The 16,859-nt window shown below is 55.1% G+C and carries 12 protein-coding genes and 1 pseudogene; 8 read left to right on the top strand and 5 right to left on the bottom strand.

All coding sequences use genetic code 11. From position 1 onward, the window contains the following. Nucleotides 1–72: 72 nt before the first annotated feature. A complete protein-coding gene (gene purB / locus RDY34_RS03370) occupies nt 73–1,443 on the bottom strand; it encodes an adenylosuccinate lyase (RefSeq protein ID WP_308184463.1) in 1,371 nt (456 codons plus the stop codon). Between the two features lie 72 nt (nt 1,444–1,515). After that, complete coding sequence (locus RDY34_RS03375; protein WP_308074429.1) at nt 1,516–2,148, bottom strand: LOG family protein; 633 nt, start codon at nt 2,146–2,148, stop codon at nt 1,516–1,518. 290 nt (nt 2,149–2,438) lie between these two features. On the opposite strand from RDY34_RS03375, the gene RDY34_RS03380 reads away from it, so the two are divergent. The 3 genes and pseudogenes from RDY34_RS03380 to RDY34_RS03390 form a co-directional block, all read left to right on the top strand. After that, entirely contained in the window at nt 2,439–4,319 is a 1,881-nt protein-coding gene (locus tag RDY34_RS03380) for a ribonuclease catalytic domain-containing protein (protein WP_308073325.1), read from the top strand. Between the two features lie 56 nt (nt 4,320–4,375). Then, the gene (locus RDY34_RS03385; RefSeq protein WP_002255658.1) at nt 4,376–4,765 is read left to right on the top strand and encodes a UCP019853 family protein; all 390 of its coding nucleotides are present in this window, start codon (nt 4,376–4,378) and stop codon (nt 4,763–4,765) included. A 20-nt stretch (nt 4,766–4,785) separates the two neighbouring features. Next, nucleotides 4,786–5,157, top strand: a pseudogene (locus tag RDY34_RS03390) (hemagglutinin repeat-containing protein); the annotation flags it as partial. Between the two features lie 323 nt (nt 5,158–5,480). Here RDY34_RS03390 and RDY34_RS03395 read toward each other — a convergent pair. Together RDY34_RS03395 and RDY34_RS03400 are read right to left on the bottom strand one after the other, a co-directional pair. After that, nucleotides 5,481–6,479: a peptidylprolyl isomerase gene (locus RDY34_RS03395; RefSeq protein WP_308074467.1), complete on the bottom strand. Its 999-nt coding sequence runs from the start codon at nt 6,477–6,479 to the stop codon at nt 5,481–5,483. 104 nt (nt 6,480–6,583) lie between these two features. Then, the gene (locus RDY34_RS03400) at nt 6,584–8,992 is read right to left on the bottom strand and encodes an LPS-assembly protein LptD (protein WP_308074430.1); all 2,409 of its coding nucleotides are present in this window, start codon (nt 8,990–8,992) and stop codon (nt 6,584–6,586) included. Nucleotides 8,993–9,061: 69 nt separating this feature from the next. Between RDY34_RS03400 and amgK the strand changes: the two genes are divergently transcribed. Then, nucleotides 9,062–10,066, top strand: coding sequence for an N-acetylmuramate/N-acetylglucosamine kinase AmgK (gene amgK, locus RDY34_RS03405; protein WP_308074431.1), 1,005 nt, complete (start codon nt 9,062–9,064; stop codon nt 10,064–10,066). Nucleotides 10,067–10,122: 56 nt separating this feature from the next. Here the strand turns inward: amgK and RDY34_RS03410 are convergent, their stop codons facing one another. Then, entirely contained in the window at nt 10,123–10,821 is a 699-nt protein-coding gene (locus RDY34_RS03410; RefSeq protein WP_308074432.1) for a thiol:disulfide interchange protein DsbA/DsbL, read from the bottom strand. 203 nt (nt 10,822–11,024) lie between these two features. Here RDY34_RS03410 and murJ point away from each other — a divergent pair, with 203 nt between their 5' ends. The 4 genes from murJ to recQ all read left to right on the top strand — a co-directional run bounded on the left by murJ (nt 11,025) and on the right by recQ (nt 16,848). Beyond that, entirely contained in the window at nt 11,025–12,563 is a 1,539-nt protein-coding gene (gene murJ, locus RDY34_RS03415) for a murein biosynthesis integral membrane protein MurJ (protein ID WP_308074433.1), read from the top strand. A 131-nt stretch (nt 12,564–12,694) separates the two neighbouring features. Then, nucleotides 12,695–13,651 (top strand): YheT family hydrolase, encoded by a 957-nt coding sequence (locus RDY34_RS03420; RefSeq protein ID WP_308074434.1) that lies wholly within the window; start codon nt 12,695–12,697, stop codon nt 13,649–13,651. A gap of 49 nt (nt 13,652–13,700) precedes the next feature. Then, nucleotides 13,701–14,483, top strand: a complete 783-nt coding sequence (gene trpC / locus RDY34_RS03425) for an indole-3-glycerol phosphate synthase TrpC (protein WP_308074435.1) — start codon at nt 13,701–13,703, stop codon at nt 14,481–14,483. Between the two features lie 64 nt (nt 14,484–14,547). Continuing rightward, nucleotides 14,548–16,848 (top strand): DNA helicase RecQ, encoded by a 2,301-nt coding sequence (recQ, locus tag RDY34_RS03430; protein WP_308074436.1) that lies wholly within the window; start codon nt 14,548–14,550, stop codon nt 16,846–16,848. The last annotated feature ends 11 nt before the right edge of the window (nt 16,849–16,859 follow it).

Here is a 16,859-nt window from a genome sequence, read left to right on the forward strand (position 1 = left end):
GCCCCTGTATATCCGGTATTTTAAAAATGCCGTCTGAACGCGCGTTCAGACGGCATCGGTTTCAATAAACGCTCAAATCCGTTTCGCCAACGCTTCAGCCTTGCCCACATACAGTGCGGGAGTCAGCTCAAGCAATTTGGCTTTGGCTTCGGCGGGGATTTCCAGCGATCCGATAAAGACTTTCAGCACTTCAGGCGTGATGCTGCCTTTGCCGCGCGTCAGGTCTTTCAGTTTTTCGTAAGGATTGGCGACACCGTAACGGCGCATTATGGTTTGAATCGGCTCGGCGAGCAGTTCCCAAGTGGCATCCAAATCGGCGGCAAGCGCGGCGGGGTTGGGTTCGAGCTTGTTCAGACCGCGCAGGTGGGCGGCGAAACCCAACACGGTATAGCCCACGCCCACGCCCATATTACGCAGGACGGTGCTGTCGGTCAGGTCGCGCTGCCAACGGGAAATCGGCAGTTTTTCGGACAAAAAGCCCAATACGGCGTTGGACATGCCGAGGTTGCCCTCGGAGTTTTCAAAGTCGATGGGGTTGACTTTGTGCGGCATCGTAGAAGAACCGACTTCGCCCGCTTTAACTTTTTGTTTGAAGTAACCCAATGAAATATAACCCCAAACGTCGCGGTTAAAGTCGATGAGAATCGTGTTGATGCGGCTGAGGGTTTGAAAAAACTCCGCCATATAGTCGTGCGGCTCGATTTGGATGGTGTAGGGGTTGAAGGTCAGGCCGAGGCCGATTTCGACAAAGTTGCGGCAGTGGGTTTCCCAATCGACGTCGGGATAGGCGACCATATGGGCGTTGTAGTTGCCGACCGCGCCGTTGATTTTGCCGAGGAATTCTTGCGCCTGAAGGATTTTGAACTGGCGTTGCAGGCGGTACACGATATTGGCGATTTCTTTACCCAGTGTGCTTGGTGTAGCAGGCTGGCCATGCGTGCGGCTCATCATAGGAACGGCAGCCAACTCATGCGCCATGCCGGTCAGCTTCTCGATGATTTCGGCCAGCTTCGGCAGCAAAACAGCCTCACGCGCTTCTTGCAGCATTAAAGCGTGGGACAGGTTGTTGATGTCTTCGCTGGTACAGGCGAAGTGGATGAATTCGCCGGCGGCGGCGACTTCGGGCACTTCGGCAAAACGTTTTTTCAGCCAATATTCGATGGCTTTGACATCGTGATTGGTGGTGGCTTCGATGGCTTTGACGGCGGCTGCGTCTTCCAATGAAAAGTTTTCGATGACTTTGTCGATTTCGGCAAGCGTTCCAGCACCGAAGGGCGGCACTTCGGCAATCTTCGGCTCGGCGGCCAGGGCTTTGAGCCAGTTTAATTCGACTTTGACGCGCGCCTTCATCAGGCCGTACTCTGAAAAAATCGGGCGCAATGCTTCAACGGATTGGGCATAACGGCCGTCTAAAGGGGAAAGCGAGGCGATGGGGTTGATCATATCGGCATCCTGTTCGGAAAAGACATCAAGAAATGTTAAATTGTTTGCAATTATACATGATTTTGCAGGGCATCATGCCGTCTGAAGCCCGTTTTCCGACAGATACGCAACGATTTCGTCTTCGTCGTCCGATATGGCAAACAAAGAGGCTGCCCCTTCGGAAATCAGACCGCGCGCCAAAAGCTGCGCGCTTATCCACTCCGCCAAACCCGACCAAAATGCCTTCCCAACCAAAACGACCGGACGCGGCGGTACTTTGCCCGTCTGCACCAAGGTTAGGATTTCAAACAATTCGTCCAGCGTCCCGAAGCCGCCCGGCATCACGACATATGCTTGGGAATAGCTGAAAAACGCCGCCTTGCGTTCGGCAAAACGGGAAAACCGCAAGGCGATGTCCTGATACGGATTCGGTTTCTGCTCGTGCGGCAGGGCAATGTTCAGCCCCACCGAAACCGACTTCCCTGCAAACGCGCCCTTGTTTGCCGCCTCCATAATCCCCGGTCCGCCGCCCGAAATGACGGCAATGCCCGAATCCGACAGCCGCCGCGCCAGACGACAGGCGAACGCATAATCCGTATGATTCTGCGGCGTGCGCGCGCTGCCGAAGATACTGACTGCCGGAAACACGCCCACCAATGCTTCGTCTGCCTGCCGGCGTTCGGCATCGTAACGCGCCTGCTCCGGCACACGGTTTACATTCTCCATTCCGTCCTCCGTTCAAAAACGGCGATTGTACCCCGTCAAAAACGCAACGCAAGCACCACAAAGACGCGCCAACCCTCCCCAAACCTTTTTTCAGACGGCATTTTCGGTAATCTGCTAAAATCGCCCGCTTGAGTTTCCACAGAAAAATCCGAAAAATGTTTCAACACACAGGACGACACATAAAGCACCGCCCTATGTGTTGCCCTGATTTGGCAGGGGTTGCGCCCCTCCCAAATAAATTCTGATTCTACCGCCCTAAAGGTTGGGGTTTCAACCGAAAAGGAAACACGATGAATATCTTTTACGAAGAGTCCGGTCAATTCAAAGTCGCCGCCGTCGTCCAAAAAAACGACGCCACCTACCAAGTCGATACCCAACACGGCAAACGCACCAAAGTGAAGGCAAACAATGTCTTTACCGAGTTTGACGGCGATATGGCGGCATTTTTGGAAAACGCGCAGGCACAAGCGGCAGACATTGACACCGATTTATTGTGGGAAGTATGCGGCGAAGAGGAATTTACCGCCGAAGCCATCGCCGAAGAATATTACGGACACGCGCCGACCAAAACCGAGCTGGCGGCAACCTTGATTGCGCTGTACGCCGCGCCGATGTATTTCTACAAAAAAGCCAAAGGCGTGTTCAAAGCCGCGCCCGAAGAAACCTTAAAACAAGCGCTTGCCGCCATCGAACGCAAAAAACAACAAGACGCGCAAATCGACGCTTGGGCGGAAGCCTTGAAACGCGGCGAGATGCCGTCTGAAATCGCGGCGGATTTGAAAACCATCTTACACGCGCCCGACAAGCAATCATTGACCTACAAAGCCTTTACCAAAGCCGCCGACGCATTGAAAACCTCCGCCTACGAATTGGCGAAAAAAACGGGCGGCATTACGTCCATTCCCCAATACCTGCAAGACGGGTTTGAAATCAAATACTTCCCCAAAGGAACAGGCTTTCCCGACCTTCCCCTTCCCGAAATGCCCGACCTGCCCAAAGCCGATGTTACCGCCTTTTCCATTGACGACAAATCGACCACCGAAGTGGACGACGCTTTGAGCCTGACCGACTTGGGCAATGGCATGAAACGCGTCGGTATCCACATCGCCGCGCCGTCGCTTGCCATTAAACCAGGCGGCAAAATGGAAAAAAACATCATGGAACGCTTGAGCACGGTTTATTTCCCCGGCGGCAAAATCACCATGTTGCCCGAAAACTGGATTGCCGCGTTCAGCCTTGATGCGGGCGCGTACCGTCCTGTCGTCAGTATTTATTTCGATGTGGACAACGAATTCAACGCCGGCGAACCAACCTGCAAAATCGAAGCCGTCAACATCGCTGAAAACCTGCGCATCCAAACCATCGAGCCGCATTTCAACGCCGAAACAGGCTTGGATGAAACCGGCGAAATGATGTTCGCCCACCATCAAGACCTGATTTGGTTCTATCAATTTGCCATCGCCCTGCAAAAAGCGCGCGGCAAATACGAACCCGACCGCGCGCCGCAATACGATTACAGCATCGAATTGAATGAAGAAGGCAAGGTATCCGTCGTCCGCCGCGAACGCGGTTCGCCCATCGATACGCTGGTCAGCGAGATGATGATTCTTGCCAACAGCACTTGGGCGCAAATGCTCCACGACAACGACCTGCCCGGCCTTTTCCGCGTCCAACCGGCAGGCAAAGTGCGTATGAGCACCAAATCCGAGCCGCACATCGGTATGGGCGTGCAGCATTACGGCTGGTTTACCTCACCGCTGCGCCGCGCCGCCGACTACATCAACCAAAAGCAGCTGATCAGCCTGATAGACGACTCCGCCGAGCCGCTGTATCAAAACAGCGATGCCGAACTCTTCGCCGCGCTACGCGACTTCGATGCCGCCTATACCGCCTACGCCGATTTCCAACGCCAAATGGAAGCCTACTGGAGCCTCGTCTATCTGCAACAGCAAGGCACGAGCGAGCTGACGGCCACCATCCTCAAAGAAGACCTCGTCCGCGTCGAAGGCCTGCCGCTGGTAACGCGCGCGACCGGTATTCCGTTTGACGCGCTGCCCAAATCGCAGGCATTGTTCAAAATCACTGAATTGGATGCCGAGAAGCAGTTTGTCTCGCTCAACTACATCAAGGCAGTCGCACCCGCGGGTACAACGGCAGGCAATGCCGTCTGAACCCCGATACGGCAAACTCCGGCAACAAAAAACGGACGGCAAAAAGGCAAGATAAAATGTTATATAAATGTAAAATCAAAAAGTTAGATAACACCATTGAAGAGGCAGTATTGATTGAAATAAATGGTTATGAACTACATTGTTTTATATCATACTGCCCATTCAAAATATTTGAAAATCAATTTTATGAAGTGGAATTATCCTATGAAATCTTTAATGATTACATACTGGATAAATCAACTTCAAATATTGGATTTAGAAAAATAGATGATAGTTTCAAGTATGAAATAACGGCAGAATTAAAAAATAATCATCTAACCCTACAAAATATACAATTTGAAGAAGATGAGTATTTAATAAACTACCCTTATCTTGATAATTGTTTGGTTACATTAACGGTTGATAGAATAAGTGTTTCATTTATTAGAGAAATTCAGGCAGCCTGAAACCTGTTGTGGATACCGTTGGCAGTTTAGCGATTGGTTATGCCACAGGCGGCAATGCTGGGGCTTTTACTGGTGCGAATGCAGATTGGAATAATCGGCAGTTGCATTCGAGTGAATATAAATTAGCAGAACAATATGCAGACATAGTAGCTTCTCGTCTAAACATTTCAAAAGAAGAAGCACTTGGGCGAATTATTCGGCATATGCAACGAACCGTAGATTACGCAACGGCTAAAGCGGATAATTTCCGTACTGATGACGCCATTATTTCAATTTTAGGAGCAAACAATTTACCCAAGCAAGATCAACATTACACTAATCCGAACTACAACAAACAATACATTCAAAATTATGTTCGTGATTTCAATTTAGCCAATAAATACAATTATTTTATGCCGTCCGTTTTTACTTTTATCCCGATTTGTGGGGCAAGTTTTCCAACTGCATCCCGTCAAAAAATTCCATTATTTTCAAATGCTTAAAAGTTAAAAAGGTTAAATTTTTCTTAACAATCAAAAACATTGTTTGACGGAACATTAACTTAAAGAGCAGCTAGAAAACGAGCTTTTCGCCGTCCACCGGAAAACTTTTACGGCGTTTGTTTATTTTTTTCAATATGTTCCACCGCTTCGTCCGCCTGTCTGCCGCCGCAGTTTGAAAAAGCCGTGCCGCCCGAAGGTTGTCGGGACGGCACGGCTTTTCAGTCACGACCGTTTCAGCGGATGTCCACGTAGGCACCGGAATGCAGGTCGCGCAACAGGTTGACGGTTGCCTGTTCGGCTTTTTGTTGGAAGATGTATTGGCGCACGGCGTTGCGGACGCGTTCCTGAGGCGTGCCGGCATCGCGCACTTCGTTGAGCTTGATGATGTGCCATCCGAATTGGGTGCGGACGGGCACGCCGACCTGTCCGGGTTTGAGCGCGTGGACGGCTTCTTCAAAGGCGGGAACCATCACGCCGTCGGCAAACCAGCCCAAATCGCCTCCGTTGCCCGCGCTCGCGTCTTGCGAATATTGGCGCGCCAGGCTGGAAAAGTCTGCACCGCTACGTGCCTCCCCGTAGATTTTGCGGATGGTGCTTTCTGCACCGACGGCGGCGTTTTCGCTGTCGGCCTTAATCAGGATGTGTTGAGCGCGGTATTGGCGCATCGGCTCGCCTTCAGGCAGGGTAATGCCCTGTTTCTGCGCCTGTTCGATAAAGCGGTCGACCTCTGCCTCGCTTACCCGGCTGTTCTGCATCACTGCCTGCTCCCGGACTTTTTCGGCAATGATGTTGTCGGCAAGCTCGCGGCGTTGGGCGGGGCTGAGGTTTTTGAGGGCGGGATTTTGTGCGACAACGGCATCGATTTCGGCTTCGGTCGCTTGGATGTTGCGGCGTTTGCCCGCCTGTACGATCAGGGATTGGTTGACCAGCTGCATCAGTACTTGTTCGGTCAATGCCGTATCGCTGATTTGTACGCCTTTGGGCAGGTTTGCCTTGGCATCGGCAACAGCCTGTGCCAGCCTGCGGCGTGTGATGACTTCGTTGTCGGCAACGGCGGCGATGCCGTCTGAAAAGCGGATACCGCCCTGCTGTTGTGCGGGTGCGGCTTCTTTTTGCGCCATGGTGGCAGCTTTGACCGCTTTGGCAGGTGCGGTTTTTGCCTTTTTCGGTGCGGCGTGGACATCGGCTGCTGCCAGCAATGCGGCGGCAATCATCAGGGCTTTGATTTTCATCATTCTTTCCTTATCGTTTGAATCCTGCCTTTGATGGCGGGTTTGGGGTTGTCGGTGGAATGCCGTCTTGTGCAGGAACAGTGCTCCTGCCGGATTTCCGACGGTCAGGGCCGTTTGTTGCGTCCGGCGGAAAGAGAGTGGGCGGGGATGTAGCCGGGAACGGCGACATCCATCCTGCCTGCGGGGTTTCTGCCGACGCTGCTGAGGTCTTTCAACTGAAGTGAGAAAAAGACGGCGTTTTTGTAGGTATTTTCGCCGGTAACGTAGCGTTGGGCGTACACGCCCGCGCCCCAGCAGCCGCAACTGCTTTTGTATTCTGCACCGGCAAGCATTTCTATCGGTTTTTTGGCTTCAAAACCGTAGTTGTAGCGGACGACGGCCGACAGGTTGCGCGTCAGCGGCCATTGTGCGGACAGATCGAACTGGCTGAGTTTGTCGTAAAAATAGGAGCCGTCGGCCTGCAGGTAGATTTTTTCATTGCGCCCGTATTTGTAACGGGCGTTCAATACTTTGCCAGGCTCGGGCAGGTAGCTGATGCCGACGGTGTAATTTTCGGCGCGTTTGTCGTTTTGGTTGTAATGGATGCTGCTGTCGAGGGTGAAACGGCCGCCTATGCCGCCGGATGCGAATGCCACCCAGTCGGAACGGCTGCGCGGGTTTTTGCCGATACTGCCGTCAAGCATGACTGTGTCGTTCTTGAAATAGAACTTCTGACCGATGCCGGCGCGGAACCGTTCTTCTCCAGTCGCGTTGTCGAGAATACGGCTCTGCACGGCGGCGGAAAGGCTGTTTGCGGCGTTAATCCTGTCGTTGCCGTAATAGAGGTTTTCACGGAACAGCTGACCGTAGCCGAAACTGTTTTCGGATGAGTCGAAATTGGGCAGGTCGTTTTGGGATTTGGCAGGAATATAGTTGTAGAACAGGCGCGGCTCGAGGGTTTGCAGGACTTCTCCGCCGAACAGGCGCGTATTGCGTTCGAAGGTCATGCCGCTGTCGATATTGACAATGGGCAGAGTGCGGCTGACGCGTCGGGCTTCTTGGCTGCCGAAGCGGTTGAGGCTGTAATAGGTGGCGTGCAGCCCGAGCTTGGGCCGGACGTAGCCCCAGCTGTTGCTAAAATCCCATTTGATGTCGGGATAGACGACGAGGCGGCTGCCGTCTTGGCGGCTGTCGTGGCTGAAGCGGGTAAATTGTGCGGACACGCCGATTTGCGCCCTGCCTGCGTTTTTATGCCAATCGGCAGAAAGGCGCGGCATCAGGGCATACGGTTTGTCTTTGTAGCCGTTTTGGTTGGCCAGCGTCTGGAATTTTTGTGCCGACAATCCGACGTTCAAAATGCCGCCAGCCACCTTGCCGCTGTAATCCAGCCATACCTGCCGGTTGAGGTTGACGTTGCCGGCGATTTCTTCGCTGCCGTAAAAGTCGCGGTAGTAGCCGCTGTCGGAGACTTGGTTGAAATCGACCCCCGCCTGAAGCGTGTCGGAAATATCGTGCCGGTGCTGCCATTTCGCCTGATAGCGGTTGTTCCTGCCGCTTTTCTTATCGTGCGGCAGCCAGGCCAGGTCGGCCTGTCCGCTGTAATCGGGACGCAGGTAACGGATTTGTCCGTCAAACATCGCGCCGCGTTCGCCGATAATGCCGGGGGCGAAGGTGGCATCGAAGTTGGGGGCAAGGTTGAAATAATAGGGAACGGAAAGGGAAACGCCGTCCGAACCGGCGGACAGTGAGGGAACAAGCAGGCCGCTTTTGCGGTTGCCGTCAAGCGGGAAGTCCGCCCAAGGCGTATAGAAAAGGGGAACGCCGCCGAACACGAAGGCGGCGTGTTTGGCAACGCCTATGCCTTTTTCCCGATCGGCTTCGACAGAGGCTGCCTTGACATACCAGCCGGCATCGCCGGCGGAACAGGTGTTGAATTGGGTTTCCGTCAGTTTGTAATGCCCTTCGCCCAACATTTCGGCGGTGCGGCTGACGCTTTGCAGCCGCCGTCCGCCTTGTTCGGTTTCCATGCGGACGTTGTGTGCTTCGCCGGTCTGCTGCTCGAGATTGTAGGTCAGGGTTTCGCCCCGAATCAGCGTACCGTCCTGTTGGAGGGCGAAACGGTCGCCTGCGGTAACGGTGTCGCCCGACTGGTCGTAATCCGCCCAATCGGTATTGAGGACTGCGCCGTCCCGTTCGATGATAACGCTTCCTTCCGCGCGTACCTTGACCTGCGACTGCCCTTCCATCCTGTCGGCAACAATGCGCGTATAGTCTTCGGGGATGAATGCTTCGCCGCTGCCTTGGACGGCAGCTTCGGTTCTCTCGGGGCTGCCGCTTTCGTTACTGCAAAACAGGCAGGTCGAACCGAGGCTCAGGCCGACAGGCTGCATGGGTTCGGACACGCTCCGAACGCTTCCTCCGGCGGTCTGATTGTCCGTTTCCTCCGCCGCAACGGCATCGGCGGCGGCGCAATGCGTGCCGAAACAGAGGCCCAGTGCCAGCACCAGTGGTTTGAGTGAAAATAAACGAGCCAAAATCGCCCCTCGAGTCGGTTTACCGGTTAGAATAGCGTTTATTGTAACCTGAAATGCCCGGATACTGTTATGCAACGGCAAACCGAACTGAAAAATTGGCTTCAGACCATCTATCCCGAACGGGACTTCGATCTGTCCTTCGCGGCGGCGGATGCTGATTTCCGCCGCTATTTCCGTGCAACGTTTTCAGACGGCGGCAGCGTCGTCTGTATGGATGCACCGCCCGACAAGATGAGTGTCGCGCCTTATTTGAAGGTGCAGAAACTGTTTGACATGGTCAATGTGCCGCAGGTATTGCACGCGGACACGGATCTGGGGTTTGTGGTATTGAACGACTTGGGCAATACGACGTTTTTGACCGCGATGCTTCAGGAGCAGGGCGAAGCGGCGCACAAAGCCCTGCTTTTGGAGGCAATCGGCGAGCTGGTCGAATTGCAGAAGGCAAGCCGTGAAGGGGTTTTGCCCGAATATGACCGTGAAACGATGCTGCGCGAAATCAACCTGTTCCCGGAATGGTTTGTCGCAAAAGAATTGGGGCGCGAATTAACATTCAAACAACGCCAACTTTGGCAGCAAACCGTTGATACACTGCTGCCGCCCCTGTTGGCGCAGCCCAAAGTCTATGTGCACCGCGACTTTATCGTCCGCAACCTGATGCTGACGCGCGGCAGGCCGGGCGTTTTAGACTTCCAAGACGCGCTTTACGGCCCGATTTCCTACGATTTGGTATCGCTGTTGCGCGATGCCTTTATCGAATGGGAAGAAGAATTTGTCTTGGACTTGGTTATCCGCTACTGGGAAAAGGCGCGGGCTGCCGGCTTGCCCGTCCCCGAGGCGTTTGACGAGTTTTACCGCTGGTTCGAATGGATGGGCGTGCAGCGGCACTTGAAGGTTGCAGGCATCTTCGCACGCCTGTACTACCGCGACGGCAAAGACAAATACCGTCCGGAAATCCCGCGTTTCTTAAACTATCTGCGCCGCGTATCGCGCCGTTATGCCGAACTCGCCCCGCTCTACGCGCTCTTGGTCGAACTGGTCGGCGATGAAGAGCTGGAAACGGGCTTTACGTTTTAAACCCAATCAAAATGCCGTCTGAAAACCAAGTTTCAGACGGCATTTTTCAAACGGGCTTACTGCGCGGCTTTTTGTTCTTCGCGTACTTTGTCCGCCAAAAGGTCGATGGTGTGCATACCGGACTCCCAGTCGGCAAATTCGACTTTATATTTGCCACCGACGATAACCGTGGGCGTACCGTCGATTTGGAAGGTTTCGGTCAGCTCCTGCATTTTGTCGGCGCGCGCCTGGCTTTCGGGAGATTCGTAGGCGGCAAGGACTTTTTTGCCGTCAAAGGCGGTTTGTTCGCCCAGCCATTTTTTGAGGACTTCCGGCTCTTGCAGCTTAATTCTCTGATTAACCATCGCATCGAAAATATGGCTGTTCGCCACATCTTTGCTGTCGGCGGCAGCCATATCGACGGCGGCGGCAAGGCGGGCGAGCGGCAGCATCTCTTTTTGCCAGACGACATGCTCGGTACGCAGGTACATATCGTCTTTAAAAGACTTGGCGTGTTTGCTCAAAACAGGTTCGAGGTGGGCGCAGTGCGGGCAGAAATAGCCGAAAAACTCAAGGACTTCAACCTTGCCTGCCTGCTGTTGGGGAATCGGGTTGGAAAGGACGGTATAGTTTTGCCCTTCGACCAGTCCGGCGGGGGCGGCGGCTGCCGAAGCGGCAGGCGCGCTGTCGGCGGGGACGCTGGTTTGGACCTTGCTGTCGCACGCGGCAAGGGCGAACAGGGCGGCAACGGCAAGGGCGAGGTGTCTGGATTTCATACGGCTCTCCGTGATGTTGGAAATAAATCGGATATTGGTATTTTATTGTATTTTCGCGTGTTGATACAGTTTGCCTCCGGAAAAGGAAGCTTTCGTATCGGGAAACCGGCTCGGACGACATGAAACCCGATGCCGTCTGAAGTGGTTTCTGTCGTACAATACGCGCCGTTGCCCCAAACGGGTACGACTGTTGAGGAACAATGATGAATATGCTGGGAGCTTTGGCAAAAGTCGGCAGCCTGACGATGGTGTCGCGCGTTTTGGGATTTGTGCGCGATACGGTCATTGCGCGGGCATTCGGCGCAGGCATGGCGACGGATGCGTTTTTTGTCGCATTCAAACTGCCCAACCTGCTACGCCGCGTGTTTGCGGAGGGGGCGTTTGCCCAAGCGTTTGTGCCGATTTTGGCGGAATACAGGGAAACGCGTTCTAAAGAGGCGACGGAGGCGTTTGTCCGCCACGTTGCAGGGATGCTGTCGTTTGTGCTGATCGTCGTTACCGCGCTGGGCATACTTGCCGCACCTTGGGTGATTTATGTTTCCGCACCCGGTTTTGCCAAAGATGCCGACAAATTTCAGCTCTCCATCGATTTGCTGCGGATTACGTTTCCCTATATCTTATTGATTTCACTTTCCTCTTTTGTCGGCTCGGTACTCAATTCCTATCATAAATTCAGCATTCCGGCGTTTACGCCCACGTTCCTGAACGTGTCGTTTATCGTATTCGCGCTGTTTTTCGTGCCGTATTTCGATCCTCCCGTTACCGCACTGGCATGGGCGGTTTTTGTCGGCGGTATTTTGCAGCTCGGCTTTCAGCTCCCTTGGTTGGCGAAACTGGGCTTTTTGAAACTGCCCAAACTGAATTTCAAAGATGCGGCGGTCAACCGCGTGATGAAACAGATGGCACCTGCGATTTTGGGCGTGAGCGTGGCGCAGATTTCTTTGGTGATCAACACGATTTTCGCGTCTTATCTGCAATCGGGCAGCGTTTCATGGATGTATTACGCCGACCGCATGATGGAGCTGCCCAGCGGCGTGCTGGGGGCGGCACTCGGTACGATTTTGCTGCCGACTTTGTCCAAACACTCGGCAAACCAAGATACGGAACAGTTTTCCGCCCTGCTCGACTGGGGTTTGCGCCTGTGCATGCTGCTGACGCTGCCGGCGGCGGTCGGACTGGCAGTGTTGTCGTTCCCGCTGGTGGCAACCTTATTCATGTACCGCGAATTCACGCTGTTTGACGCGCAGATGACACAACATGCGCTGATTGCCTATTCTTTCGGTTTAATCGGTTTGATCATGATTAAAGTGTTGGCACCCGGCTTCTATGCGCGGCAAAACATCAAAACGCCCGTTAAAATCGCCATCTTCACGCTCATCTGCACGCAGTTGATGAACCTTGCCTTTATCGGCCCACTGAAACACGTCGGACTTTCGCTTGCCATCGGTCTGGGCGCGTGTATCAATGCCGGATTGTTGTTTTACCTGTTGCGCAAACATGGTATTTACCGGCCCGGCAAGGGTTGGGCGGCGTTCTTGGCAAAAATGCTGCTCGCGCTCGCCGTGATGGGAGGCGGCCTGTATGCCGCCCAAATCTGGCTGCCGTTCGACTGGACACACACCGGCGGAATGCAAAAGGCCGCCCGGCTCTTCATCCTGATTGTCATCGGAGGCTGCCTGTATTTCGCATCACTGGCGGCACTGGGCTTCCGTCCGCGCCATTTCAAACGGGTGGAAAGCTGACCGATGCACCGCCTTTTGCCGGAAAACGCTTTTTCCGCGCCTATATCCGAGCGCGCATCCCCCGCGTCCGCACCGGCCGGACGGGCTGCCGCATCATCAATGCCGTCTGAAAACAAGAAAACCGATACCTTATGATTCTGACACCGCCGGACACACCGTTTTTCCTCCGCAACGGCAATGCCGACACGATTGCCGCCAAATTCCTGCAACGCCCCGCGCCCGCATACCGCCGAGAGCTGCTTCCCGACAGCACGGGTAAAACCAAAGTCGCCTACGACTTTTCAGACGGCATTTCGCCCGATGCGCCGCTGGTCGTGCTGTTTCACGGGTTGGAGGGCGGCAGTGGCAGCCATTACGCGGTCGAACTGATGCTCGCGGCACGCGATCGGGGTTGGAACGGCGCAGTCGTCCATTTCCGCAGCTGCGGCGGCATTGCCAACACCGCCCCGGTGTTCTACCACTTGGGCGATACCGCCGAAATCGCCTTTGCTTTGGACACGCTCGCCGCGCGTTACCGTGAAATATACGCCGTCGGCGTATCGCTGGGCGGCAACGCGCTGGCAAAATATTTGGGCGAACGGGGCGAAAACGCGCTGCCGCAAGCCGCCGCCGTCATCTCCGCCCCCGTCGATGCAGAGGCGGCAGGCAGACGCTTCGACAGCGGCATCACGCGGCTGCTCTACACGCGCTACTTCCTCTGCACCCTGATACCCAAAGCAAAATCGCTCCAAGGTTTTCAGACGGCATTTGCCGCAGGGTGCAAAACACTGGGCGAGTTTGACGACCGTTTCACCGCACCGCTGCACGGCTTTGCCGACCGGCACGACTACTACCGCCAAACTTCCTGCAAACCGCTGCTCAAACACGTTGCCAAACCGCTGCTCCTGCTCAATGCCGTCAACGACCCCTTCCTGCCGCCCGAAGCGCTGCCGACACCGGACGAAGTGTCCGAAGCCGTTACCCTGTTCCAGCCGGCACACGGTGGTCATGTCGGCTTTGTCAGCAGCACCGGCGGCAGGCTGCACCTGCAATGGCTGCCGCAGACCGTCCTGTCCTATTTCGACAGCTTCCGCACAAACAGGCGTTAACGGTTTGATGCTAATATTCCCCCTTTCCTAGACGAATACGGAACACGACATGACCGACATTCTCAATAAAATCCTTGCCACCAAAGCACAGGAAGTTGCCGCCCAAAAAGCCGCCGTCAACGCCGAACACATCCGCGCACTTGCCGCAGAAGCCGCGCCCATCCGAAGCTTTATCGATTCGATACGCGGCAAACACCGCCTAAACCTGCCCGCCGTCATTGCCGAAATCAAAAAAGCAAGCCCGAGCAAAGGCCTGATCCGTCCAGACTTCCGACCGGCCGAGATTGCACGCGCATATGAAAACGCCGGAGCGGCGTGTTTGTCCGTACTGACCGACGAACCCTATTTCCAAGGTTCGCCCGAATACCTCAAACAGGCGCGCGAAGCCGTATCGCTGCCCGTGCTGCGCAAAGACTTCATCATCGACGAATACCAGGTTTATCAGGCGCGCGCATGGGGGGCGGATGCCGTCCTGCTGATTGCCGCAGCACTGGAACAGGAACAATTGGAACGCTTTGAAGCGGTGGCGCACGAATTGGGCATGACCGTCCTGCTCGAGCTGCACGACGAAACCGAATTGGAAAAATGCCGCAACCTGACCACGCCGTTGTGGGGCGTAAACAACCGCAACCTGAGGACTTTTGAAGTCTCCCTCGACCAAACCCTGTCGCTGCTGCCCGCGCTAGAAGGTAAAACCGTCGTTACCGAAAGCGGCATTACGGGTAAGGCAGATGTGGAATTTATGCAATCGCGCGGCGTGCATACCTTCCTGATCGGCGAAACGTTTATGCGTGCCGGCGATATTGAAGCAGAAGTGGGCAAACTCTTCTAAATCCCGATTTCAGACGGCATATTGCCGCCGACCGATCAACATCCTTACCGAGCACGGAACCATCATGCACCGACCGACCGCCAAACAGATTTTGCACGAAGTATTCGGCTATCCCGAATTTCGCGGCAGGCAGGAGGCTGTCATCAATACTTTGGCAGGCGGCGGCAGTTTGACGGTGTTGATGCCGACGGGCGGGGGCAAGTCTTTGTGTTACCAGATTCCCGCGCTGATGCGCGAAGGCGTGGCGGTTGTCGTATCGCCGCTGATTGCACTGATGAACGACCAAGTGGCAAACCTGCACGCCGCCGGCATCGAAGCGGCGGCAGTCAACAGCGGCACATCGGCAGACGAGGCGCGCGAGATTGCCGACCGGCTCGCCCAAGGCCGTCTGAAGCTGCTTTATGTCGCGCCGGAACGCTTGGTTACCGACCGCTTTTTGCGTTTTCTCGACCAACAAACCGTCAGCCTGTTCGCCATTGACGAGGCGCATTGCGTCAGCCAGTGGGGACACGATTTCCGCCCTGAATACCAACAGCTCGGCATGCTTGCCGAACGCTATCCGAACGTCCCGCGCATCGCCCTGACCGCCACCGCCGATGCCGCCACGCGCGCCGACATCAAGCATTATCTGCACTTGGACGATGCGCCCGAATTTATCTCCAGCTTTGACCGCCCGAATATTTATTATCAGGTTATCGAAAAAAACAACGGCAAAAAACAACTGCTGGATTTCATCCGCAAAGAAATGGCGGGACAAAGCGGCATTGTGTATTGCCTAAGCCGCAAAAAGGTTGAAGATGTGGCGCAGTTTTTGCGTGAAAACGGATTAAACGCGATTCCGTATCATGCCGGTTTGAGCATGGACGTACGCGAGGAAAACCAACGCCGCTTTACGCATGAAGACAATATTATCGTGGTGGCGACCGTGGCGTTCGGCATGGGTATAGACAAACCCGACGTGCGCTTTGTCGCCCATCTCGATATGCCCCAGAGTGTCGAACATTTCTATCAGGAATCGGGACGCGCCGGCCGGGACGGGCTGCCTGCCGTGAGCTGGCTGTGTTACGGTTTGAACGATTGGGTGTTGCTGCGCGAACGGATTGCCGAAGGCAACAGCGACGAGGTGCAAAAGCAAATCGAAATACAAAAACTCGATGCCATGCTTTCCGTCTGCGAAACCGCCGCCTGCCGCCGCGTACTGCTGCTCAAACATTTCGGCGAAGCATCCGAACCCTGCGGCCGTTGCGACAACTGCCTGCATCCGCCCGTACGGTTTGACGGCACGGTGTTGGTGCAAAAACTCCTAAGCTGCGTGTACCGCGCCGGACAACGTTTTGCCGCCGGTTACATCACCAACCTTTTGCGCGGCAAAAGCGACGATTGGATACGCGGCAACCGGCACGAACAACTGTCCACCTTCGGCATCGGTGCGGAGTTGTCCGACAAAGAATGGCGCAGCGTCATCCGCCAGTGCATCAGCCTCGGCTACCTCACCGTCAACATTGCCCGATATCAGGCATTACAACTGACCGAAGCGGCAAAAAAAGTCCTCAAAGGCGAAACCGAAGTGATGCTGCGTCCGCTCAAGCGCGACAAGCCCGCCGTCCGCACCCTCAAAGACAACTGGCTGCGTACCGAACGCGAAGAGCGTTTGTGGCAGGCATTGCGCGTTTGGCGTATGAAACAGGCAGAAGCCGAAGGCATCCCCGCCTATATGATTTTCGGCGACAAAACCCTGCGCGACCTTGTCGAAAAAATGCCGCAAAACCTCAACGGGCTGCACGACATCTACGGCTTGGGCGAAGCCAAAACCGAACGTTTCGGACACGGCATCCTCGAAGTCTGCCGCAACGCCGCCGGCTTTAACCGCGACGCGGTCATCCGTCCGCAAACCGAACGCGAACAACAACTGCGTCAAAAACTCGAAGCCTGGCGGTATGAACAGGCAACGGCGGAAAACTGCGCCCTGCATTCCGTCCTCTCCGACGAAAGCCTTGCCGATATGCTTGCCGCCACGCCCGAAACCGAAACCGACCTCGAAGGCGTGCACGGCTTGGGCAGCGTACGCGCCGCCAAATACGGACGGGACATCCTCGCCGTCTGCCGTCCGTTTTCAGACGGCATCGATGAAACCGCCAAACGCAAACGCCGCCTGATGCGCGCCCTGATCCAATGGTGCGGCGAAACGGCAAAACACGAACAGTCCGAACCCTACCGCATTCTCAGCAAAGCCGCCCTGCGCGCCATTGCCGCCAAACAGCCGGAAGGTTTGGCGGAGCTTGCCGCCGTATACGGCGTGGGCGAAGAAAAAGCCGCACGTTACGGTGCGGCGGTGTTGGCGGTGTTGGAACGGGATGCCGTCTGAAGCCCGTTACC

It is taken from the genome of Neisseria polysaccharea (genome assembly GCF_963392925.1).
GTDB lineage: Bacteria > Pseudomonadota > Gammaproteobacteria > Burkholderiales > Neisseriaceae > Neisseria > Neisseria polysaccharea.